General features: G+C 70.6%; 25 protein-coding genes. 9 read left to right on the top strand and 16 right to left on the bottom strand.

From position 1 onward, the window contains the following. Nucleotides 1-92: 92 nt before the first annotated feature. Nucleotides 93-1331 carry an MFS transporter gene (locus AC1DWR_RS03205; protein ID WP_477613433.1) on the top strand — a complete coding sequence of 413 codons (1239 nt, stop codon included), beginning with the start codon at nt 93-95 and terminating at the stop codon, nt 1329-1331. A 40-nt stretch (nt 1332-1371) separates the two neighbouring features. On the opposite strand, the gene AC1DWR_RS03200 is transcribed toward AC1DWR_RS03205, so the two are convergent. After that, entirely contained in the window at nt 1372-1767 is a 396-nt protein-coding gene (locus AC1DWR_RS03200) for a nuclear transport factor 2 family protein (protein ID WP_477613200.1), read from the bottom strand. A gap of 62 nt (nt 1768-1829) precedes the next feature. Further along, on the bottom strand, nt 1830-2168 hold the full coding sequence (locus AC1DWR_RS03195; protein WP_477613201.1) for a DUF4760 domain-containing protein: 339 nt from the start codon (nt 2166-2168) through the stop codon (nt 1830-1832). A gap of 181 nt (nt 2169-2349) precedes the next feature. Between AC1DWR_RS03195 and AC1DWR_RS03190 the strand changes: the two genes are divergently transcribed. After that, nucleotides 2350-2865 carry a nitroreductase family protein gene (locus AC1DWR_RS03190; RefSeq protein WP_477613202.1) on the top strand — a complete coding sequence of 172 codons (516 nt, stop codon included), beginning with the start codon at nt 2350-2352 and terminating at the stop codon, nt 2863-2865. Between the two features lie 35 nt (nt 2866-2900). Here AC1DWR_RS03190 and AC1DWR_RS03185 read toward each other — a convergent pair whose 3' ends face one another. Both AC1DWR_RS03185 and AC1DWR_RS03180 read right to left on the bottom strand, forming a co-directional pair. Beyond that, nucleotides 2901-3230, bottom strand: coding sequence for a VOC family protein (locus AC1DWR_RS03185; RefSeq protein ID WP_477613203.1), 330 nt, complete (start codon nt 3228-3230; stop codon nt 2901-2903). 136 nt (nt 3231-3366) lie between these two features. Next, the gene (locus AC1DWR_RS03180) at nt 3367-3729 is read right to left on the bottom strand and encodes a YciI family protein (RefSeq protein ID WP_477613204.1); all 363 of its coding nucleotides are present in this window, start codon (nt 3727-3729) and stop codon (nt 3367-3369) included. A 259-nt stretch (nt 3730-3988) separates the two neighbouring features. On the opposite strand from AC1DWR_RS03180, the gene AC1DWR_RS03175 reads away from it, so the two are divergent. Genes AC1DWR_RS03175 through arr form a run of 3 tightly spaced genes read left to right on the top strand, consistent with a single transcriptional unit; the run spans nt 3989 to nt 6063 of the window. Next, the gene (locus AC1DWR_RS03175) at nt 3989-4435 is read left to right on the top strand and encodes a phage baseplate assembly protein V (RefSeq protein WP_477613205.1); all 447 of its coding nucleotides are present in this window, start codon (nt 3989-3991) and stop codon (nt 4433-4435) included. Nucleotides 4436-4456: 21 nt separating this feature from the next. Further along, nucleotides 4457-5089, top strand: coding sequence for a dihydrofolate reductase family protein (locus tag AC1DWR_RS03170; protein ID WP_477613206.1), 633 nt, complete (start codon nt 4457-4459; stop codon nt 5087-5089). Between the two features lie 20 nt (nt 5090-5109). Next, nucleotides 5110-6063 (top strand): NAD(+)--rifampin ADP-ribosyltransferase, encoded by a 954-nt coding sequence (gene arr, locus AC1DWR_RS03165; protein ID WP_477623640.1) that lies wholly within the window; start codon nt 5110-5112, stop codon nt 6061-6063. 78 nt (nt 6064-6141) lie between these two features. On the opposite strand, the gene AC1DWR_RS03160 is transcribed toward arr, so the two are convergent. From AC1DWR_RS03160 to AC1DWR_RS03145, 4 genes are all read right to left on the bottom strand, one after another. Next, the gene (locus AC1DWR_RS03160) at nt 6142-6708 is read right to left on the bottom strand and encodes a glycoside hydrolase family 19 protein (protein WP_477613207.1); all 567 of its coding nucleotides are present in this window, start codon (nt 6706-6708) and stop codon (nt 6142-6144) included. 124 nt (nt 6709-6832) lie between these two features. Beyond that, entirely contained in the window at nt 6833-7519 is a 687-nt protein-coding gene (locus AC1DWR_RS03155; RefSeq protein WP_477613208.1) for a response regulator, read from the bottom strand. Further along, nucleotides 7516-8787, bottom strand: coding sequence for a MacS family sensor histidine kinase (gene macS, locus AC1DWR_RS03150; protein WP_477623639.1), 1272 nt, complete (start codon nt 8785-8787; stop codon nt 7516-7518). Before macS ends, AC1DWR_RS03155 begins: the two co-directional genes overlap by 4 nt. Nucleotides 8788-8800: 13 nt before the next feature. Then, entirely contained in the window at nt 8801-9751 is a 951-nt protein-coding gene (locus AC1DWR_RS03145; RefSeq protein WP_477613210.1) for a lysophospholipid acyltransferase family protein, read from the bottom strand. Between the two features lie 115 nt (nt 9752-9866). Between AC1DWR_RS03145 and AC1DWR_RS03140 the strand changes: the two genes are divergently transcribed. Together AC1DWR_RS03140 and AC1DWR_RS03135 are read left to right on the top strand one after the other, a co-directional pair. Beyond that, nucleotides 9867-10610, top strand: coding sequence for an alpha/beta hydrolase (locus AC1DWR_RS03140; RefSeq protein ID WP_477613211.1), 744 nt, complete (start codon nt 9867-9869; stop codon nt 10608-10610). A gap of 48 nt (nt 10611-10658) precedes the next feature. Then, complete coding sequence (locus AC1DWR_RS03135; protein ID WP_477613212.1) at nt 10659-11261, top strand: hypothetical protein; 603 nt, start codon at nt 10659-10661, stop codon at nt 11259-11261. A 40-nt stretch (nt 11262-11301) separates the two neighbouring features. Here AC1DWR_RS03135 and AC1DWR_RS03130 read toward each other — a convergent pair whose 3' ends face one another. The 7 genes from AC1DWR_RS03130 to AC1DWR_RS03100 form a co-directional block, all read right to left on the bottom strand. Next, nucleotides 11302-12063: an endonuclease/exonuclease/phosphatase family protein gene (locus AC1DWR_RS03130; RefSeq protein WP_477613213.1), complete on the bottom strand. Its 762-nt coding sequence runs from the start codon at nt 12061-12063 to the stop codon at nt 11302-11304. Next, nucleotides 12060-13052, bottom strand: a complete 993-nt coding sequence (locus tag AC1DWR_RS03125) for an ROK family glucokinase (protein WP_477613214.1) — start codon at nt 13050-13052, stop codon at nt 12060-12062. Before AC1DWR_RS03125 ends, AC1DWR_RS03130 begins: the two co-directional genes overlap by 4 nt. After that, the gene (locus tag AC1DWR_RS03120; protein WP_477613215.1) at nt 13049-14005 is read right to left on the bottom strand and encodes an ROK family glucokinase; all 957 of its coding nucleotides are present in this window, start codon (nt 14003-14005) and stop codon (nt 13049-13051) included. The genes AC1DWR_RS03125 and AC1DWR_RS03120 overlap by 4 nt, the downstream gene beginning before the upstream one ends. Continuing rightward, nucleotides 14002-14511 carry a hypothetical protein gene (locus AC1DWR_RS03115; protein WP_477613216.1) on the bottom strand — a complete coding sequence of 170 codons (510 nt, stop codon included), beginning with the start codon at nt 14509-14511 and terminating at the stop codon, nt 14002-14004. The genes AC1DWR_RS03120 and AC1DWR_RS03115 overlap by 4 nt, the downstream gene beginning before the upstream one ends. Next, entirely contained in the window at nt 14504-15736 is a 1233-nt protein-coding gene (locus AC1DWR_RS03110) for an ArsA family ATPase (protein ID WP_477613217.1), read from the bottom strand. The genes AC1DWR_RS03115 and AC1DWR_RS03110 overlap by 8 nt, the downstream gene beginning before the upstream one ends. Nucleotides 15737-15767: 31 nt before the next feature. After that, nucleotides 15768-16214: an SRPBCC family protein gene (locus AC1DWR_RS03105; protein WP_477613218.1), complete on the bottom strand. Its 447-nt coding sequence runs from the start codon at nt 16212-16214 to the stop codon at nt 15768-15770. Between the two features lie 81 nt (nt 16215-16295). Next, nucleotides 16296-16646: a hypothetical protein gene (locus tag AC1DWR_RS03100; RefSeq protein ID WP_477613219.1), complete on the bottom strand. Its 351-nt coding sequence runs from the start codon at nt 16644-16646 to the stop codon at nt 16296-16298. Nucleotides 16647-16774: 128 nt separating this feature from the next. Here AC1DWR_RS03100 and AC1DWR_RS03095 point away from each other — a divergent pair, with 128 nt between their 5' ends. Both AC1DWR_RS03095 and AC1DWR_RS03090 read left to right on the top strand, forming a co-directional pair. Further along, complete coding sequence (locus AC1DWR_RS03095; protein ID WP_477613220.1) at nt 16775-18577, top strand: AMP-dependent synthetase/ligase; 1803 nt, start codon at nt 16775-16777, stop codon at nt 18575-18577. A 24-nt stretch (nt 18578-18601) separates the two neighbouring features. Beyond that, on the top strand, nt 18602-20014 hold the full coding sequence (locus AC1DWR_RS03090; protein ID WP_477613221.1) for a hypothetical protein: 1413 nt from the start codon (nt 18602-18604) through the stop codon (nt 20012-20014). Here AC1DWR_RS03090 and AC1DWR_RS03085 read toward each other — a convergent pair. Beyond that, complete coding sequence (locus AC1DWR_RS03085; protein ID WP_477613222.1) at nt 19987-21327, bottom strand: hypothetical protein; 1341 nt, start codon at nt 21325-21327, stop codon at nt 19987-19989. The two genes, AC1DWR_RS03090 and AC1DWR_RS03085, sit on opposite strands and share 28 nt — an antisense overlap. Between the last annotated feature and the right edge of the window lie 18 nt (nt 21328-21345).

Below are 21345 nucleotides of genomic sequence, written 5' to 3'. Positions count from 1 at the left end.
CTATCGACGTCCACCCCCTGACGCGGTTAGGTAGTTCCGTGTCGACTGCCTCTCCGGTCACCACGGCACGCGGGGTCGTGCGGACCTACCTGATGCTGCTCCTCGGCAACACCCTTGCCCAGGCCCTCATCTGGGGCATCAACACGATCTTCCTGCTCGACGCCGGCCTGTCCAACCTGGAGGCGTTCGCGGCGAACGCCTTCTTCACCGCAGGCATGGTGATCTTCGAGGTGCCCACCGGGGTGGTCGCCGACACGATCGGTCGCCGCGCGTCCTACCTGCTCGGCACGATCACGCTCAGCGTGGCCACGCTGGCCTACGTGGGGCTCTGGCACTGGCACTCGGCGTTCTGGCTCTGGGCCCTGGTGTCCATCGGACTCGGACTCGGCTTCACCTTCTTCTCGGGCGCCGTCGAGGCCTGGCTGATCGACGCCCTGGCTGCGGTCAACTTCACCGGCACCGTGGAGTCGGTGTTCGGGCGCGGGCAGGTGGTGGGCGGAGCCGCGATGCTCGTCGGCTCGCTCGGCGGGGGTGTCATCGCCCAGCATTCGTCGGTCGGTGTCCCGTTCGTCCTGCGCTCGGCGATCCTGGCCGCGATGTTCCTGTTCGCGTCCGTCGTGATGCACGACATCGGCTTCACACCCGACCCGCGTGGCCGCCCCCTCGCCGAGATGCGACACATCGTCGCGACCTCGGTGGACCTCGGGTGGCGGGTGCCTGCCGTCAAGTGGTTGATGGTCGAGTCGCTCTTCACCGGTGGCGTCGCCATCTACGCGTTCTACGCGCTGCAGCCGTACCTCCTGGAGCTCTACGGCGACCCCCACGCGTACCAGATCGCCGGTCTCGCAGCGGCGATCGTCGCAGGGGCCCAGATCCTCGGAGGGCTGCTCGCCCCCCGGCTCCGTCACTTCGTCCACCGCCGGACCAGCGCCCTGGCCGCGATCTCGGCCCTGGGGACGCTGGCGCTCGCCCTGATGGGGCTGGTGCACAGCTTCTGGGTCGTCATCACCCTGGTGAGCGTGTGGGGTCTGCTCTTTGCGGCGTCGATGCCGATCCGCCAGACCTACCTGAACGGCCTCATCCCCTCCAAGCAGCGTGCCACGATCCTGTCGTTCGACTCCCTCATGGGTTCCAGCGGTGGGGTCTGGGGCCAGCCGGTTCTCGGCAAGTCAGCCGACCTGTGGGGGTACGGACCGTCGTACGTTGTCGGTTCCGCGATATCCGCCCTCGCGTTGCCCGCGATCCTCCTCTCACGTCGCCAGAACGCTCCAGCCGATCTGGTCACCTCGAGCCCCACCGCGCCCGGCGTGGGTCCCGCGGCCCCCGTCTGACCACCCGGCCACCGGTCCAGAGCCCTCGGGGCCGCGCCAGTCACGGACGGCGGTTGTAGTACTCGGTGAACTCGCGGCACCGTCCTTCGCCGTCGAAACGGATGACGAAGCAGTTGTCGTAGATGCGGACGAATGGCCCGCCCGGCACCTCTCGGTACGACGATGTGCCGGTGGCCACCACGATGTCGCCGTCCACCGCGACCGGAGAGTACTTCGCCTCGTAGGTGCCCGGCGTGTCGCGGGTCGAGGCGCCACCAGAGGCCCCCTCGCCGAGCCAGGACGCGACGACAGGGTCTCGACCGACCGTCGGCTCGTCAGACGGGTGGTAGCGGTAGACGATGTCCTCGCTGAACAGCCCGGAGACAGCGTCCCGGTCGTAGGACAGCCATGCGTCGACGTACCGGTCGAGCCACTCCTGAGCGGTCTCCCGATCCATCGACCCACCCCCTTTCCGCGTGTCGCGGTCGTCCGGAGGTTCGGACTCGCGTGACGCCGACCTCAGCTGCCCTGCTTCGCCGCCAGCGCCTCGAAGTTCTCGTACAGCTGGGGAACGCCGTGCTTGTCGCGCGCCCTGAGCGCAGCAGGGCCGACGCGCGTCCAGACACCCGCAGCCCACCACCAGTCGAGCACGAGGTCAGTGTCGATCAGCCCGTTCTTGGTGAGCGTGCCGATAGTCTCGCCCCAGTTGAGAACACGGGACACCAGGACGTCATCGATGGAGGCGGTCTCGGGGTCGAAACCGTCGGCCAACACGGCCTGCATGGCGTCTTCGAGGCCCATGGTCGAGCCCCACTGGGCCAGCTGCACGAGCATTACGCCGTCCTGCCGATCTGCCATCTCATCCACCCCATCAGACTGTGACGTGTTCGGACAACGACGCTACGCCGAGCCACCGGCCCACGCCATACGCTCTGAGGACGAGCCACAGACCCGGCGGCGCGGGTCCCCGGACGTCGTGGACGGGTCAACGCCCCACCCTTTCCTTCCACAACCCGCCTTCGAGGCGCACGATGGGACAGTGGAGACGTGGGACGCCATGCGGGCGCGCCGCAATGTTCGGCAGTTCACCGATCAGCCGGTACCCGGCGAGGCGCTCGACCGGATTCTCGAGGCTGGGCGACGCGCCCCGTCGGCGGGCAACTGGCAGCCGTGGGACTTCGTGCTCGTCACCGACAGGGCACAGCTGGTCGAGCTGGCGAAGGTCTGGCAGGGCGCCAGGCACGTCGCCGGAGCGGGGGCCGCGATCGCCATCGTCGCGCCCGAACCACAGGACGACCGGCAGTCCGAGCTGCTCCAGTACGACCTCGGCCAGGCCACGTATGCGATGACGGTTGCCGCGGCCGACCTGGGCGTCGGCACCGGCCATGCCGCCGCCTCCGACCAGGACCGGGCCAGGTCCGTCCTCGGCTTCCCCGAAGGACGATTCCTGGCCTACCTGCTCTCCGTCGGCTATCCGTCGGACAAGCCGTTGGCCGTCATCCGCCAGCTCAACCGGCGGCCCTTCGACGAGGTCGTGCACCGCGGACGGTGGTGACCGCCTGACCGCGTGGTGACCGCGCCGTGCGACTCCTACGCCCCGCGCAGGCCGATCGGGTTGCCGTCCGCGTCCACGATCACGCACACCCTCGCACCCGGTGCGACCTGACGCGGCGCATCGCGCTCGGTGGCTCCGGCCTCCAGCAGGGTCGCGCGGGTCGCGTCGAGGTCATCGACATCGGCAAAGGCCACCGGTCCCCCACCCGCGCCGGCCGGGTTCAGGGCGACCTCGAAGCCGTCGACGTTGTACCCGACGTAGTAGGGCTCGTCGGTGTGCGGTGCCCCGAGCAACGCGGTGTACACGGCCTTGGTGGCGTCCAGATCGGACACCGGGATCACCAGACTGCGGATCGTGGCACTCATCTTCGTCACCTCCGGGTCAGGACGGTCACCTTTGCGGACCGCCTCTCATCGATGTGTTGAGGCTACGAGTCGGTGAGCATCCGACGCTTCTCGATTCCTGACCCATCCGGCGAGTGCCGCCTCGGCAACGAGCGGCTCAGGCGAGCCCGGCGAACGGACGCACCTCGACCTTGCCCCGGCAGGCCTTGGACCCCTCGGCGGCAAGGCGCAGGGCCACGTCGAGGTCCGGCGCGTCGATCACCCAGAAGCCACCGAGGACCTCCTTCGACTCCAGGTAGGGGCCGTCGGTCAGGACCGGTGTGTCTCCCTGGCCGTCGACGACCGTTGCCGTCGAGACCGGCTCGAGCCCGCCGGCGAAGACCCAGTAGCCCTCGGCCTGCAGCTTGTCGTTGAAGACACCGGTCGCAGCGAACGACTCCTCCATCTCCTCCTTGGAGCCGTAGTTGCCGAACTCGTCCATCTCGGCCGGGCCGTGCACGGCCAGCAGGTAGTGCGTCATGACTGTTCTCCTTCGTTGTCGGTGGTCCGGGTGACCACCTTCCACCCACACCACGAACGGCAACCCACGAATACGACACCGCCCGCCGATACCGTCCCGCGGCGGGCGAGCAAGTGCCACACCCCGACGGTATGCCGTGGTGAGCGTTCAATGGGGTGGGCGGCGGCAACCGACCCGCCGACCTGGCGGAGAACGCAACGTGATGGCCCGTGGCGGTCGACGTGCGAATAATGGTGCCCATGAGCAGACACCTGAGCCCATGAGCGGGGATGGTGGCCGCGATGAGCGGCCGCAGCTCGAGGATCTCGTCGAGCGGGCGCGCACTCGGCTGAGGGACTGGACGGACACGACCGACCATGATCCGGGCGTGGCCCTGCTGGAGCTGTTCGGCTTCGTCGCGGAGCTGCTCAGCTTCCACTCGGAGCAGCTCGCCGGCGAGAGCTATCTCGGCACCCGTCGTCGACCGTCCGTCGCCACGTGCGGGGTCCACCGTGCGACCGTGCTCGACAACGCGGACCCGCTCATGCAGGCGCGCCTGTTCGTCCGGGTCCCGGACCTCGGCGGAGACGACGGTGTGTGGGCCGCGGCCTGCCTGCCCTTCGGTGAAACCCACCAGGTCCCTGCCCCTGGCGACGGGGTCTGGGTCGCCCTCGAATCGTGCGACCCGTCCCGACCGATCTGGTTGGGTCAGCGCATCACCGATTGACCGCCCCGAGGAAAGGCGCCGATGTCACTCGCACGGATCCACAACTTCTCCATCTCCCTCGACGGCTTCGCCACCGGCGAACCGCAGAGCGCCGAGGCGCCCTTCGGTCACGCCGGCCAGCGCCTGCACGAGTGGATGTTCGCCACCCGGTTCTGGGACGCGAGCGGGGCCGCCGGCGTCGACAACGCGTTCGCCGAGCGCCACACCCCCGGCATCGGCGCCGAGATCATGGGCGCCAACAAGTTCGGCCCGCCCGGATGGCGCGACGACCCGGACTGGAAGGGCTGGTGGGGTCCGAACCCGCCGTTCCACACACCGACCTTCGTGCTCACCCATCGGCCGCGTCCCTCGATGGAGATGGAGGGCGGCACCACCTTCCACTTCCTCGATGTCGCCCCGGCCGAGGCGCTCGAACGTGCTCGCGACGCAGCCGACGGGCAGGACGTCCGGATCGGCGGTGGCGCCACCGTCATCCGCGACTTCCTCGCCGCCGGGCTCGTCGACCACATGCACGTCGTCCAGGTCCCCATCGTGCTCGGTCGCGGCGTCCGTCTCTGGGACGGTCTCGACTCCCTGGAGGACACCTACGGCATCGAGGCGATCTCGTCCCCCAGCGGCGTTACCCACCTCACGTTCACGCGCAAGACACGGTGAGACCTGCGAAGCGGCCGGAGATGCAGACAGGGGCGGGCGACTTCGAGCTGACGATGGACGAGCTGCGGGCGGTGGCCGGGTATGCCGCGGCGTGCGCCGAACCTGCACTCGTCATCTTCCTCAGGTCCCGTCCGGACGACCCCCGACCGGCCGCAGCTGTCCAGGCCGCGCGAGTCTTCGCCGAGGGCGCGCCGCGGTCACGACTCCAACGGACTGCCGCGGCCGACGCCCATCGGGCAGCCGCGGACGCGACGACGGACGCCGCACGGCACGCGGCGAGCGCTGCAGGAGATGCCGCCGCCGCGGCATACCTGCATCCGCTGGCGAAGGCGAGGCAGGTGCGCCACATCCTCGGGCCGGCCGCCCACGCCGCCCGGGCGGCCGAGCTCGCACGCGGCGATGACCCGGTGGTCGCCGAGTACGCCGTCACGGCCGCCGCGAAGCGAGCCACGCCGGTCGTCCTTGACGTCCTGTCGCGCTACCCGCGGGTGCCTGGGGCGCGCAGCCGGGTCGCGGTACTCATGAAGCGACTCGAGAGCCTGCTGCGGGATCCCCCTCCGGCGCCGCGGGTGGTCGACGACCCCGGACCCTTCTTCCACGGGACGAAAGCCGACCTGCGCCCGGGTGAGCTGCTCACGCCCGGCTGGCGCTCGAACTACGGCTCGGGGCGTCAGTCCAGACACATCTACCTGACGGCCACCCGCCAGGGCGCGCCACTGGCGGCCGAGCTCGCGCGGGGCACGGGGCCGGGCCGGGTCTACCGGRTCGAGCCCACCGGGACGATCGAGGACGACCCGAACGTCACCGACAAGCGCTTCCCGGGAAACCCGACCCGGTCCTACCGGACCACCGAGCCCCTGCGGGTGGTCGAGGAGATCACGGGCTGGGAGCGTCCTGCGCCGGAGATGATCCAGCACATGCGAGCGCGCATGGCCGAACTGGCCGAGCTCGGGATCGAGGCGATGGACGACTGACGGCGACTGCCCTGACCCTCGTGAGCCCGGCGTCCAGGCAATGTGGTCAGGGGTGTCGACGGTCAGGGGTGTGGACGGTCAGGGCGTCGTGAAGGAGATCGCTGCGTAGTACCTGCGCGACAGGGTGGCGATGGACTGGGCCTTGTCGGTGCCGTTGACGATCCTGCGGGCGTTCACCCAGTCCGCCTTGTGGGGGTTGAAGTAGTCCGACAGCTGCTTGCCCGTGAAGGTTCCGTTGGTCATCCCGAAGAAGATGATCCGCAGGGCGACGTCGAAGTTGAGGGCGAGCTCGGGGTGGTGGACCAGGTCGACCTGGAGGATGTCGCCCATCCGCTGGTAGTTGCCCTTGTGGGTGATCTGGACGAACCCGCGACCGTAGTACCTCTGGTGGGTGACCGGATCGGGCTTGCCGTAGGCGTGGCCCTTTCCCTTGCCGTACTCCTCGATGGGTTGGATCTTGTGGTCGGTCTCGTGGTGCGTGGTGCCCAGCATGTAGGCCAGCCAGCGCAGGTCGTCGGTCTTGTGGAACTTCTCCCACCGGTCGAGGAAGCCGTCGAGCCCGTCGACCTGGCTCTGCCTGAGGTGTCCGTCGAACAGTGCGACCCGAACGTGGTCGAAGAAGAACTTCCGGTTGATGTCGCCCACTTCAGTGCCTCCTACCCTTCGCTACCGAGGGTGCATCGGCACAACCACATGCGTCATCGCGCAAATGGCGTACAAACCCCCACGGCGCACGGGTGCGCTCCAGCAGCCGGGCGACGGAGGACGCTCACGCCTCGAGGGTGTCCAGGCCCTTCGCGATGGCGAACCGGACCAGTTCGATGCGGTTGTGCAGCTGCAGCTTCCCGAGCGTGTTCTGCACGTGGTTCTGCACGGTGCGGTGCGAGATGAACAGGTCGGACGCGATCTCCTTGTAGGACATCCCCGTCGCGACCAGCTTGAGCACCTCGGTCTCGCGTTCGGTCAGCTCGGGGATCGGCCGCGACGGATCGGCCTGCGGCTGGGTCGACATCCTGCGGAACTCCCCCAGCACCAACCCGGCCAGCCCCGGCGTGAACACGGCCTCGCCGCGGGCAGTCGCCCGGACGGCCGCCACGATCTCCTCCCGCGAGGCGGACTTCACGAGATAGCCGGTCGCCCCGGCCTTGACCGCCTCGAGGACGTCCTGCTGCTCACCGGACGCCGACAGCACCAGCACCCGGGTGGCCAGCGAGCCCAGCGCCGCGCACACCTCGTGCCCGCGCATGCCTGGCAGGTTGAGGTCGAGGACGAGCACGTCGGGCCGAGTCGCCTTGGTCCGGTTGACCGCGGCGGGTCCATCATCCGCCGTGGCCAGCACGGTCATCCCCGCCTCGGCGAGGTCGCGCGCGACCGCGTCCCGCCACATCGGGTGGTCGTCCGCGACGACCACGCTCACCGGCGCAGCCGCCGCGGGCTCGGGTTGCTGGTCGGTCATCGCACTCCTTGGTTGTCGCGTCCGCTGTCGCGTCCGCTGTCGCGTCCCTTGTCGCGTCCCTTGCGGATTCGCTTGCTGATTCCCTCGCTGCGTCCGGCATCGCGTCCGCCATCCTTCGGGGCACGCATCCGGACGGTCACCCCGGCACCCTCTCGCACCGTGTAGTCCGCCGTCCCACCCAGATCGGTCAACCGCCCGCGGATGCTCGAGGAAGCGCCCATCCGGCCCGCCGCGGCCGCCTCGTCGAGGCGACCAGCCGGCATACCCACGCCGTTGTCACGCACGGTCAGGGCGACCTCGCTGCCGTCGTCCTCGACGAGGACCCAGGCCTGGGCCCCGTCCCCGGCGTGCACGCGCACGTTGTCGAGAGCGGCTCCGACGGCTGCGACGAGCTCGCCGGCCACGCGCGGTGGCACGAGCACCGGGTCGGCCGGCGCGACGAGGTGGACCTGTCCCCCAGCGAACCGTCCGAGCTGCTGGCGCAGGTCCAGGTCGCCGGTCACGGTGGCTTCGGTGTCGGCCGACGAGGTCCCACTCACCAGGGCGCGCAGCAGGCGTTCCTGGTCGGCGGCCATGCCCCCCAGCTGCGCGGCCTCGCCGCCGAGCTGGGTGCCGCGTCGGTTGATGAAGGCCAAGGTCTGCAGGACCCCGTCGTGCACGGTGCGGGCGAGCCGCTCCCGCTCGCGCACCTGGGCCTCGAGGGCCAACGCCTCGCGCAGCTTGGCGTGCCCCTCTCGGGCGAGGTCGCAGGCATAGCCGATGAGGGCGCCGATGAGGAGCAGCAGGACGATGTTGTTGACGGTGTTGGGCGTGGGTTTCCCCACCTCGACCACGTCGACGATGCCGATGAAGACCGCCGCCGGTATGCCGCCCTTGCGGCCCAGCAGCACGGCCGCCGACACGACGCCGGCCGCAGGCCAGATCGTCGGCAGGGTGCGCGAGCCCTGCTCGATGGCCGCGGAGGTGTCGACCACCAGGGTTGCCATGATCGCGGCAGCCCCGAGCAGCAACTCGACGACGACCAGCCACAGCCGACGGCGACGGTAGAGGACGAGGAAGACGGTCCAGAGGCCGAGCACCGCGAGGACCGTCCAGCCCAGGGCTGGCCGCGCGAGGTCGTGCGGCCGGTCCGCCAGGGAGTACGCGGCATACGCCAGGGCGATGGGCCGGAAGACGTCGATGCCCTTCCAGAAGGCAGACACGACCTCGGGCTGGGAGTCCGGGGCCGCGATGGCGCGGCGCGCGGACAGGCTCAGGTGCCGCGCCACGGCGAAGGGGTCCTCAGCTCGCCGCGCGGGCGCCGGGGGGCACCTCGTCCGAGACCGACTCGGCGTCGCGCGGGACATCGTCGCGGTCAGCGGCCGCCTCGTCCTCGGTGCGGTCGTCGTCAGCGCCGGTCCGCTCGTCGATGTCACCGACGGCGTCGTCGACGCTCGGGCGCTGCCCCTTGCGCGAGGTCTGGTCGTCCCCGGCGTCGAGGGCCTCCTCGAGCTCCTTGGCGGCCGAGCCCGGCAGGGCTGCCTCCTGGAGCTCGCGCGCCTTGGTCTTCGCAGCGGCGAGGATGCGGTCCTTCATGGACGTGGCGTACATGTCGACGTACTCCTGGCCGGACAGCAGCATCAGCTCGTACATGATCTCGTCGGTGATGGAGCGCAGGACGAAGCGGTCGTCCTCCATGCCCTCGTAGCGCGAGAAGTCGAGCGGCTTTCCGATCTTCACACCGATGCGGATCAGCTTGGGGATCTTGGTGCCGGTCGGCTGGGCCTTGTCGGTGCCGATCATCGCGACAGGGAGCACCTTGACCTTGCCCTCGAGGGCCATCCGGGCGACACCGGTGCGTCCACGGTAGAGCCGGCCGTCGGGGCTGCGCGTCCCCTCGGGATAGATGCCGAGCAGCTCGTCGCGGCGCAGCACCTTCAAGCCAGAGCGCAGGGCCGCCTCACCCGCGCGACCGCCGGAACGATCCACGGGCAGCTGACCGACGCCGCGGAAGAACGCGGCGGTCAGGCGGCCCTTGAGGCCTCGTCCGGTGAAGTAGTCGGACTTGGCCAGGAAGGTCATCCGGCGCGGGATGACCAGCGGGAGGAAGATGGAGTCCGAGAACGACAGGTGGTTGCTCGCGAAGATGGCTGGGCCGTCGTCGGGAATGTTCTCCTCGCCCTCGACCCACGGGCGAAAGAGCAACTTGAGGATCGGGCCAAGAACGACCGTCTTGAGCACCCAGTAGAACACCAGCACACCTCCCGAAGTGACGCCGTGAACTCTACGGTACTCAAGGCGTCGTCGCGGCCCGTGCGAGAATGCGCGCCACCCCAGCTCCGTTTCTGCCCCTGCCCCAGGAGTGACCGTGTCCCTGCTTCCCGGCGCAGAGCCCTACTCCCACGATGGATCCGACACCGGTGTGCTCTTGGTCCACGGCTTCACGGGGACCCCACAAGGCGTGCGTCCCTGGGGCGAGTACCTCGCCGAACGCGGCTACACGGTCCGGGTTCCGCGGCTGCCCGGGCACGGGACGACGTGGCAGGAGCTGAACCGCACCAGGTGGGAGGACTGGTATGCCGTCGTCGACACCACGTTCCGCGAGCTCCACGAACGCTGTGGCCGCGTCTTCGTCGGCGGGCTGTCGATGGGCGGGGCGCTGGCCCTCGCCCTGGCCGCAGAGCACGGCCCGCGGGTCTCGGGGCTGGTCCTGGTCAACCCCGCGGTGAAGTTCGAGGACTGGCGGATCCGGCTCGTCCCACTCCTCAAGCACGTCATGCCCAGCGCTGCTGCCATCGCCAGCGACATCAAGAAGCCCGGGGTGGTCGAGCTGGCCTACGACCGCTCGCCGGTGCACGCGGCGCACTCGCAGTTCACGGCCTGGAAGAACGTCATCCGCGACCTGCCGGAGGTGACCCAGCCGGTGCTCCTGCTGCACTCGCCGCAGGACCACGTCGTGCCCGCGTCGAGCTCGGAACTGATCCTGGCCCGGATCTCCAGCGAAGACTCCACCGAGATCCTCCTCCACGACAGCTACCACGTGGCTACCCTCGACAACGACGCGCCACGTATCTTTGAGGAGTCGGTGCAGTTCATCGAGCGGCTGAGCTAGGCCGAGTTCGTCCAGCCATCCGGCTCGATCCAGACCAAGGGGCATCCCATGAGCGACCGCGACGTCGACGCCGAGTTCGCGGACATCATCGCGCGCTGGGACGAGGTCCAGTCCCTGCCCGACAACCCCGACAGCCCCGCCTCCGCCGAGTCCCCCACCTCCGCCGACTCCGCCGACCGAGGCTCCGGCTCCCAGGATGGCGACACCAGCGACCCGTCGACCGAGGGCGCCTCAGGCCCGGCTTCGGGTCAGCCCGCAACGGGGGTCAACCCGCCGCTGCGGCCGACCGTGAACCCACCCCCGACCAGGCCGTTCGTCGTGTGGCGCGGAGCCGAGCAGCCGGGAGCCGCCGAGGACGCCCCGGATCCGGTCGAGCTGCGCGACCAGCGCGACCTCGACGACGACGAGCACTTCGAGCCCGGCCCGACGGCGCCCCTGCCGCCCCAGGAGGACCTTCAGTTCTGGGGCATCATCGTCGGTCTCGTGGCTGGTCCGCTGCTCCTGCTGTGGCTGGTGCTGTTCCGGCCGAACGTCAGCAGCTGGTGGACGCTCGGAGCCCTCGGACTCACGGTCATGGGGTTCGTCCTGCTCGTGATGCGGCAGCCGCAGGCCCGCGACGAGGACGACCCCGACAACGGAGCCCGCGTCTGAGAGCTGCGGCCAGGCGGGTGCCGTGCCCCTTCTCGGGGCGTCACCCGGAGGGGCTGCCCGCTTCCGCCTGCTCGACCGTGGACTCGGCCACCGGTGGTCCGGCCTCGGTCTGTGCCGTCGGGACCACCTGAGGGTCGAGGTCGACGTCGACCCACGTCGGGCGGTGGTCACTGGCTGCCACCAGGTCGGCGACCTCGAGAGGGACCTCCTGGTGCGGGAGGACGCCCAGGTCGGGCGAGGCGAAGATGACGTCGAGCAGCTTGCGTGGTGCCGTGGCCGGGTAGGTCGGGGCGGTCGGCGAGATCAGGCGCAGCGGGGAGGCGAACAACCGCCAGGCCCGGCCCGTCTCTCCCTCGTTGAGGTCGCCTGCGAGCAGCACCGGCCCGCCGCTGGAGACCGTCCTGAGGATCTGTCCCGCGTGCCGCTCACGTTCGTCGGCATCGAGGCTCAGGTGCACCGAAGCCACCACGAGCGGCTGGTGACCGGCGGGCCCGACGCGCAGCACGGCATACCCGCGGGTGCGTTGGAGGGCTGCGACGCGCAGCCGGTAGTGGCGCGACTCGGGCACCTGCACGCGCAATGACGTGAAGATGGTCGTGCCGCCGCTGCCGCGGTGCCGCCCCGACCAGAACATCCCGCACTCCGCGGCGAAGGCCGAGACCCGCCACGTGGAGAAGAGCCGCCGTGGGACCTCCTGGAGACACAGCACATCGGGATCGATCGCGCGGACGACCCGGGCGGCGGCGCGACGGTCGAGCGTGAAGTCCTTGACGTTGTAGGACGCCACGCGCATCGTGCTCATGCGCCCTCGGCGCCGGCGCGTCCCAGGGCGTCTCGTCGGGCCAGGTCCGCGGCGCCGATCAGTCCGGCCTCGTTGCCCAGGGCCGCGGCCACGATCCGCGCTTCGGGGCGGTAGCCCCGACCGGTGAGGTGACGCCGGAACGCGGCGCGAGCCGGCTCCAGCAGCAGGTCGCCGGCCGCGCTCACCCCACCGCCGACGACGAAGATGCCGGGATCGAAGGCCGCCGCGAGGTTGGCGATGCCCAGGCCCAGCCACTGCCCGATCTCACCGAGCAGCTCGGTCGCCGTCGAGTCACCCTCGCGTGCCGCCTCGGTGATCATCGGCCCGGTGAGCGCTGAGACGTCACCACCGGCGCGCGCGAGCAGGTCACTGGCCATGGGGCTGTTCGCCGTCATCAGGGAGCGGGCCTCACGGACGAGGGCGTTGCCCGAGGCGTACTGCTCCCAACAGCCCTTGTTGCCGCACTCGCAACGCTGACCGCCCGGCACCACCTGCATGTGCCCGAACTCCCCCGCGATCCCGAAACGGCCGCGCATGATCTGGCCGTCCATGATCAGCGCGCCACCGATGCCGGTGCCGAGGTTCACCATGACGACGTGTGAGTCCCCTTGTGCCGCACCGAATCTCCACTCCGCCCAGACAGCAGCGTTGGCGTCGTTGTCGACCGAGATCGGCACCGGGACGCGGCGCTGCAGGTTGGCTTCGAGCGGTTCGTCGCGCCAGGACAGGTGGGGGGCGAAGACCACGGTGGCCCGGTCGGCGGCCACGAACCCGGCCGCTCCGATGCCGACCGCGACCACGTCGTCCCCGGCGACGTCGATGAGCTCCCTGACCACCTCGACGATGGTGTCCTCGACCACGCCCGGACTCATGGACCGGTGAGGCGTGTCCCGTCTCGCCCTGGCCACGACGGAGCCATCGGCGTCGACGACTCCCCCGGCCACCTTGGTGCCGCCGATGTCGATGCCGACGGCCAGCCCCGAGCTCACGACCCGACGCCCTCGGCGGCAAGCGCTGCCGCGCCGATCAGCCCGGCGTCGTTGCCGAGGCGAGCGGCCACCATGTCGGCGACCGGCCGGTGGCCGCGCCCCGTCAGGTTGCGTGCGTATGCCGCGTGGGCAGGCCCGATCAACAGGTCGCCGGCGGCGACGACACCGCCGCCGATGACGATGAGCTCGGGGTCGAGGATGGCGGAGACCGAAGCGGCGCCCTCCCCCACCCAGCGGCCCAGGTCGGCGAGGAGCTCGACGGACGCCGAGTCCCCTGCCTGCGCGGCGCTGGTGACGTGGTGCCCCCTGAGGAGGCTCGGGTCGCCTTCACAGGCCTGCGCCAACGCCGCGGCGCTCAGGGCGCCCGACGCCACGAGCTCGCGTGCCTCACGGACCAGGGCGTTGCCCGACGCGTAGACCTCCCAGCAGCCACGGTTGCCGCAGCCGCAACGGATGCCGTCGGGGACGACCCGCATGTGCCCGAGCTCGCCACCGATGCCGAAGGCGCCGCGTAGCAACCGCGAGTCGACCACGACGCCACCACCGATGCCGGTGCCGACGGTGATGAGCACCATGTCGTCGGCCTCGGTGGCCGCCCCGTACCGGAACTCCCCCCACGCCGCGGCGTTGGCATCGTTCTCGATCGTGACGGGCTGGTCGACGAGGGCCTCGAGCCGCATCTTGAGTGGTTCGTCGCGCCACGCGAGGTTGGGGGCGAAGAGCACGGTCGAGCCGGTCCGGTCGATGAAGCCGGCGCAGGCAACACCCACGCCCCGGACGTCCGTACGGTCCGCGCCCAGCTCGGCAACGACGGCAGCGACGTCGTGGGCGATCTGGTCCGGGTCGTGGGCGGGGGTGTCCCTGCGGGCGCGCGCCAGGATCTCCCCGGTCGCGGAGACGACCCCGGCCGCGATCTTGGTGCCCCCGATGTCCACCCCGATGGTGACGCTCATGAGCTGGCGCTCCCCGTGTGGTGCTCGTCCTCGTCGTCCACGACGATGTCCTGCACCCGGCCCCGTGCCGCGCCGGACGACTTCCCCGCAGCCTTTCCGCCTGCCGTTCCCGAGGCCCTGCCCTGCGCGGTTGCGTCGTCCGTACGGCGTTGTCCCGCCATGTCGCGCAGGGTGGCTGCGAGCGCCCCCGCGAGGTCGGCCAGCCGGTCCACGGTCTCCGGTCGCACCGAGCGCAGCAAGCCGATGCCCTGGCAGACCGGGCACAGCTGACAGGTGACGGCCTGCCCCACGCCGTTCGCGGCACCGCAGGAGTCACACCGAGGCGCCTGGCCGCCGCCGGCGTCGTGGTCGCGGTCAGGACCGGCATCGTCCGGTGACGTCCGCCCACGACCCGCCGCCGCGGCATACCCGGCCTGGGTGGTGCTCGCCCACCCGCCGAGGGCGTCCAGCAGACGGGCTGCCTCCTGGGCCACCGTGCCCACGGCAGGGCGTTCGTCGTCAGCCACGCGGCCAGACCTCCTCGTCGGGGACGAAGCGCACCCGCAGCAGACCATCGCGCACAGAGGCACCTTCGACCACACATCGTTGCAGAGCCGCGGGGAGGGTCAGCACCCGGCGGTGCTCGCCCACCGTCACCACCAGCTCGTCGTCGCGGCGCTGGAGGCCGAGGTCGGCTGCGTGCGCGAGCGGCAGCGGCAGCGTCATCACGAAACCCTCCGGCGTCCGATCGACCGTCAGGCCGCGATGGGTGACCGGCGACAGGACGTCGGTGGCGCCCTCCTGCGCCTCGGCGAGGTCGGCGAGCGCATCGGCCCCGATCGGCTCGGACGACAGATAGGGAGTCACGACGACCGGCAGCCCGGCGAAGGACTCACGGACCTCGACCAGGCCCTCCTGCTGCGCCGCGTTCCAGGAGGCGCGCCAGGCATCGGGTGCGTGGCGCCCCGCCTCGGCGGCGGCGTCCGGGAAGACCCGGTTGACCACGACCGCGTCGACGACGAACCCGTAGAGGGACAGCGACGTCCAGGTCCGCCGGGACTCGGCGATGACGACGCGCTCGGGAGTGAGGACCAGGCGCACCGAGGTCTGGTCGCCCGTCAGGATGCGGTGCACGGCGCGCATCTGGCGGTGCCACCCGGTGACCGCCTCGACCACCGCCACGTCGGGCAGGGGCACCCCGGCGGCAGCCGCCGCGGCCGGGCGCAGCGTCCGGATCAGCCCACGCTGGGCGGGCAGCAGGCGTTCGAGGTGCCAGGCGAGGGCTTCAGGCAGCGCGAGCAGCCGCAACGTCTCAGCGGTCGGCGCGCAGTCGACGACAACGAGGTCCCACGGACCCGACTCCACCTGCGCGCGCAGCTCGAGCAGGGCCGCGATCTCCTCGGCACCTGGCAGACGGGTCAGCTCCTCGGCGACCACCGCGTCGATGCCGACCGTGTCCAGGACCGAGAGCAGGTAGTCCTGCACCACCCGCCAGGACTCGCCGAGCAGGTGCGGTGGGGAGATCTGCAAGGCGGAGAGGCCGGGTTCGACGTCCACCGGCGCCCCGCCGCCGTCGCGGCCCGAGCGGGGGTCCACGCCGAGGTCGACACCCAGCGCGTCACCCAGCGAGTGCGCCGCGTCGGTCGACATGACCAGCGTCTTGACGCCGGCGCGAGCCGCGCGGACCGCAGTGGCGGCAGCTGTGGTGGTCTTGCCGACACCACCCTTGCCGGTGAAGAGGATGACCCGCATGGCTACCGGCGCCCTGGGGCGACGGCCTGCCTCAAGCCTCCACCCGCTTCTTCAACGACTTCAGCGCGGTGTCGATGATGACCTTCTCGGCCTTGCGCTTGAGCATGCCGAGCATCGGGATCTTGACGTCGACCGCCAGGCGGTAGGTCACCGTCGTGGCGTCCTTGCCCTTGGCAGCCAACGTGTACGAGCCGTTCATGGCCTTGAGGACGGTCGCCTCGACCAGGCTCCAGGACACGACGCCGGTGCCGTTCTTGGCGACGTCCCACTCGTAGTCGAGGGTGTAGGTGTCCTTGATCGCCCCTGCGTCGAGGGTGAACTGCACCTGGTCGGCCCACCCGTCTCCCTCCTCGGTGAGGATGGTGACCTTCTTGACCTCGGTCGCCCACTGCGGATAGCTCTCGAAGTCGGCGATGACGTCCAGGACCTCACCCGGCTTGGCGTCGATGTCGATGCTGGATTCGGTGCGGTCGGCCATGCGCGGAAGGTTACAGCGCCGAGCCTTTCGACGACGACCGCGGCTCCTGACGGCGACCCGTCGTTCCCGACGGCCACACGGTCACTGAGGGGCGCCCTCGAGGCGGTCCTTGAGCTCGTGCACGGCGCGCTTCCACCGCAGGGTGTGCCGGGTGGCCACATCGCGCGGCGCGCGGGGCCCGCGCGTGCCTCTGACGTAGTGGTGCACCACCACGCCGTCGCGGAACGGCTCGAGCCAGACCTCCATCTCGCCGACGACCTGTCCGGTCACGCTCCAGCGCACGCCCTTCAGCCCGCGGTCCCTGAGGACGGCCCGGGTCACGTGTGGCCAGATCTGGTCGGTCCAGGCCTCCTCGTCGAGGCTTGCACGCACGACCTGGGGCGCAGCCCGGATGAAGGTCTCGTCGACGATGTCGATCCTGCGGTCCCTCACCCGGACAGTCTTTCGCACCTCACGCCGCGATGTGACGGAGCCTTCAAAGAACGCCCTCCCCCGGTGCACCTACCCACGGGTAGTCTGTGCAGCACTGAGGCAGTGATGCCGTCGTCAAAGGAGACTCTGTGCAGGAACACGTCGCACCGCCCCTCGTGCCGCCGACCACCGAGGGGAGTCTTGCCGATCTTCCGGGTCGCAACGCCGCATCGAACCCCTCGCGGGTCGCGTTCTCGCGCAAGGAGGGCACCCACTGGATCGACGTGACTGCGGCCGAGTTCGACGAGGATGTCCGGGGGGTCGCCAAGGGCCTGATCGCCTCGGGGATCTCCCCCGGCGACCGCGTGGCGATCATGTGCAAGACCCGCTACGAGTGGACCCTCACGGACTTCGCGATCTGGGCAGCCGGTGCGGTCACGGTCCCGATCTACGAGACCTCCTCCGCGGAGCAGGTCAGCTGGATCCTCACCGACTCGGGCGCCAAGGGCATCATGCTCGAGACCGCGGCCCACGCAGCAACCCTCGAGGAGGTCCGCACCCAGGTGCCCGGACTGGCCCACGCCTGGCAGGTCGACGCCGGGGCGATCGCCGAGCTCAAGGCCGCCGGCTCCGAGGTGTCCGACGCCGATCTCGAGGCCGCCAAGGGCAGCCTCGACCGCGCCAGCCTCGCGACCATCATCTACACGTCGGGCACGACCGGGCGGCCCAAGGGCGTGCAGCTCACCCACGACAACTTCCTGGCGCTGTCCGAGAACGCCATCACCAAGCTCACGTCGGTCGTCAAGGCCGACGGCGCGTCGACGCTGCTCTTCCTGCCGCTCGCGCACGTCTTCGCCCGGTTCATCCAGGTCCTCTGCGTCACCGGCGAGGCCAAGATGGGGCACAGCGCCGACATCAAGAACCTCCTCGCGGACTTCGCGGAGTTCAAGCCGACCTTCATCCTGTCGGTCCCCCGGGTCTTCGAGAAGATCTACAACTCCGCCGAGGCCAAGGCGACCGCCGAGGGCAAGGGCAAGATCTTCGCGACCGCCGCCGACACCGCGATCTCTTGGTCGACCGCGCAGGACACCGGAGGCGCCGGCCTGGGTCTCAAGGTGCGCCACGGCATCTTCGACAAGCTGGTCTACTCCAAGCTGCGCGCCGCCATGGGGGGACAGGTCATGTATGCCGTGTCCGGCGGGGCGCCGCTCGGCACCCGCCTGGGGCACTTCTTCCGCGGCATCGGCGTCACCGTCCTCGAGGGCTACGGCCTCACCGAGACCACCGCCCCCGCCACGGTCAACGTGCCGGACCGGGTCAAGATCGGCACCGTCGGCGCCCCGCTGCCCGGCGTGGGCATCCGGATCGCCGACGACGGCGAGATCCTCATCCAGGGCAACAACGTCTTCGCGGCCTACCACAACAACGCCGAGGCGACGTCGGGCGCGGTCGTCGACGGCTGGTTCCACACCGGCGACATCGGCGAGCTCGACGAGGACGGTTACCTCAAGATCACCGGCCGCAAGAAGGAGCTGCTCGTCACCGCCGGCGGCAAGAACGTCGCACCGGCCGCCCTGGAGGACCGGCTGCGTGCCCACCCGCTCATCTCCCAGTGCATCGTCGTCGGAGACCAGAAGCCGTTCATCGGCGCCCTGCTCACCCTCGACGAGGAGATGTTCCCCGGCTGGGCCAAGAACAACGGGCTCACGGGGGTGACCTTCGACCAGGCCCTCACGAACGAGACGGTGCTCGCCGAGCTCCAGAAGGCCGTCGACGACGCCAACAAGTCGGTCTCCAAGGCCGAGTCGATCCGCAAGTTCGCGGTCCTGCCCGGGGACTTCACCGAGGACAACGGCTACCTCACACCGAGCCTGAAGCTCAAGCGCAACATCGTCATGAAGGACTTCCACGACGAGGTGGAGTCCCTCTACGCCGGCGGCGGCAAGGAGTAGCCGGGCGACCTCTAGGGTCTAGCCATGCGCCGACACCGCCACGGATCGTCCACTCGGACCGTGGCGGTGTCCTCGTTGGCGTTCGCCCTCGGCTGGCTGTTGTTCTTCACTGCCCTGCAGTGGAGCGTGGTGCGCTACCGCATCCCCATCGTGGCGACCCTGACGGCGGCCACGGCGGCGCTCGCCCTGTGGCAGTGGGCCGGCTGGCGGATCCAGCTGACCCGTCCGGCGGTGGCCGTCATGCTTGGGGGCTCGGCGCTGGCCACGCTGGCGGTCCCGCTGTTCAGCTATCTCGCACCGACTGGCCTCGCACTGGCCACGACCCTGCTCGTCGTCGCGCCGCTCGCGGCGGCGGTCCTGTTGTGCACCAACGGTCCTCGCGCCCCGTGGGCAGCCGGCCTCGTCGCCGTGACGGGGTATGCCGCCTGCGCTGCCACCGCCGTCATCTCCTCGCCTCGACCGCGGATCGATGTCTGGGTCGTCCTCCAGCAGGCGACTGACGCGCTCGGACGCGGGGAGAACTTCTACTCCATGACGTGGACCGGCTCCCCCGGCGTCAAGGACGCCTTCCCCTACCTGCCGTGGACCACGGTGCTGCTCGCGCCCGGACGCTGGCTCCTCGGTGATGTCCGCTGGGCGCTCGCGTCCTGGACGCTCGTGGCGGTGGCCGGGGTCTGGCTGCTCGCGCGCGGGACGGCGCCGCGGCATACCGGAACCGGCGTCGGGCGCGGCTGGGTCTGGACGGCAGCGGCGGTGACGGCGCTCCTGGTGTTCGCCCCGGGGACCCTCACCCAGCTCGACCAGTCCTGGACGGAGCCACTGCTGCTCGCCGGGATCCTCTCGTGGGCCGTCCTGGTGCAGCGCGACCGGGCCTGGTGGGCTGTCATCCCGCTGGCGTTGGCGTGTGCCAGCAAGCAGCACCTGGCCCTGCTGCTGCCCGTCCTGCTGCTGTGGCGTCCATTCGGCTGGCGCAGGTCCATCGCGACGGGTGCGCTGACCGGTCTGTTGATCGCCCCGTGGTTCCTCACGAGCCCGCCGGACTTCGTCCACGACACCATCAGCCTGTTGGTGGGCTTCCATCCGATCAAGTTCGCCAACACGCTCTACCTGTTGGCGCTCAACACCTTTGGTGTGACCCTGCCGTTCGCCGTCACGGGGGTGGCTGTGCTCGGCACCCTCGCTGCCGTCTGCTGGACGGTCTGGCGGCGCCAACCCCTCCTGGCCGACGTGCTGCGCTGGCTGGCCCTGGTCCTGCTGGTGGCGAACCTCGTCAACAAGCAGGCCTTCTACAACCAGTTCTGGTTCGTGGGCGCCCTGGTCGTCGTCTCGCTGGTCCTCCCCCAGTCGGGTCGGGTGGCGGGTGCCGGACGCGGTGGCGCGCCCGCCCCGCAGGACGGGCGCGTCAGCGGTCAGGACTTCGCCAGGGTCCGCAGGTAGGCCAGCCACTCCTTGGTGAACGCCGCCTGCGAGGTGCGCAGCACGGCCGCAAAGGCTGTGGCGACGTTGGCGTCGGGGTCGCTGCTGGTGCTGGACGAGGCGTCGGGACTCGTGGCCGCCGCGAGGTAGAAGCGCACCAGCGCAGAAGTGCCGTACCGGTCGACGATGCGGTTGACCGCCAGCCACGCGGCGTTGTAGCTCGGCGCGATGGTCGTGCGTGAGGGGTCGAAGTCGGCGGCGGAGGGCAGCGCCTTGGGCCCCGTGCCGGCGCGGACCCGGGCGAGCAGGGCTGCGGCCACCTGGGTGCGCGTCGCGCCGCTGTCGCGGTAGCCGACGAAGTCGGCCATGCCCTCGGACAACCAGAGCGGCACTGGACGGTTGGTCGAGGCCCGGATGGCGACGTGGGTCGCCTCGTGGGTCACGACGACCTGCCTGCCGCGGGGCACCAGGCGGGCGAAGGCACTCGGGTTGACCACCACCCGGTCGGCGCCAGCCCGGCCCTGGAGGTCGAACGGGCCGTCCGTGACAGCGGCGACCTGCGCCACCTGATCCTTGTCCTGTCCGACCTGCTCGGCCATCTGCGCCGCAGTCCCGGGGACGACGAGGACCAGGCGGCTGTTCCACTGCGGCGTCCAGACGGCGTCGACCCGCTTGACGGCGAGGTTGCCGAGGGCGAGGTAGGGGCGCAGCCGACTCCGTGGACCCGATCCGACGACCAAGGTGGTCGCGCTGCGCACCACCGTGAACCTCGGCAGGTCCCACAGCTGCACCTGGGTGCCGCCGTCGGTGTCGTCGGCCAACCGCCAGTGGTCACCACGTCGTACGACGGTGAAGTAGGACTCGAACTCGCGCGTCGCCGTGTCGAAGCCCCCGAGGCGGTAGCGGCCGGCCACCCGGGAGACCCACGCATCAGGGCCGACCTGGGCCGCCCGCTCGGTGCTCAGCGCGGGAGCTGGCTCGGGCGTGCCATAGCTGAAGGTGCTCAGTGGGAGCTGCGCGAGCGCGTCGAACTGCGCGAGCTGGCGCAGCCCGAAGCCTGAGGTCGGGTCGTCCAGGGTGGTGGCGAACGCCGACCGATCGTGGGCGCGGACCGCCGAGGCGCGCTGGGAGAGCAGGGCGGTCAGGGCGTCCTCTCGAGCGACGGAGGGCTCGGGGGCGTTCTGCTGGGAGGCTTGCGACGTCGTCGAGGTGCGGACGGCCGGTGGCTCGTCGGAGGAGCAGCCGACCAGCATGGTGACGACGAGCGCGATGAGCCCGGCACCGGCGGCCGCGCGGCCCGGGCGACCGCCACGGGACGGGGTGGGCCGGCTCATCCAGCCATCGTAGGGAGC

The organism is Pedococcus sp. P2_E2, from assembly GCF_056403955.1.
The sequence above is the reverse complement of the archived record's forward strand: the minus strand, read 5'-3'. Positions and strand labels throughout refer to the sequence as shown.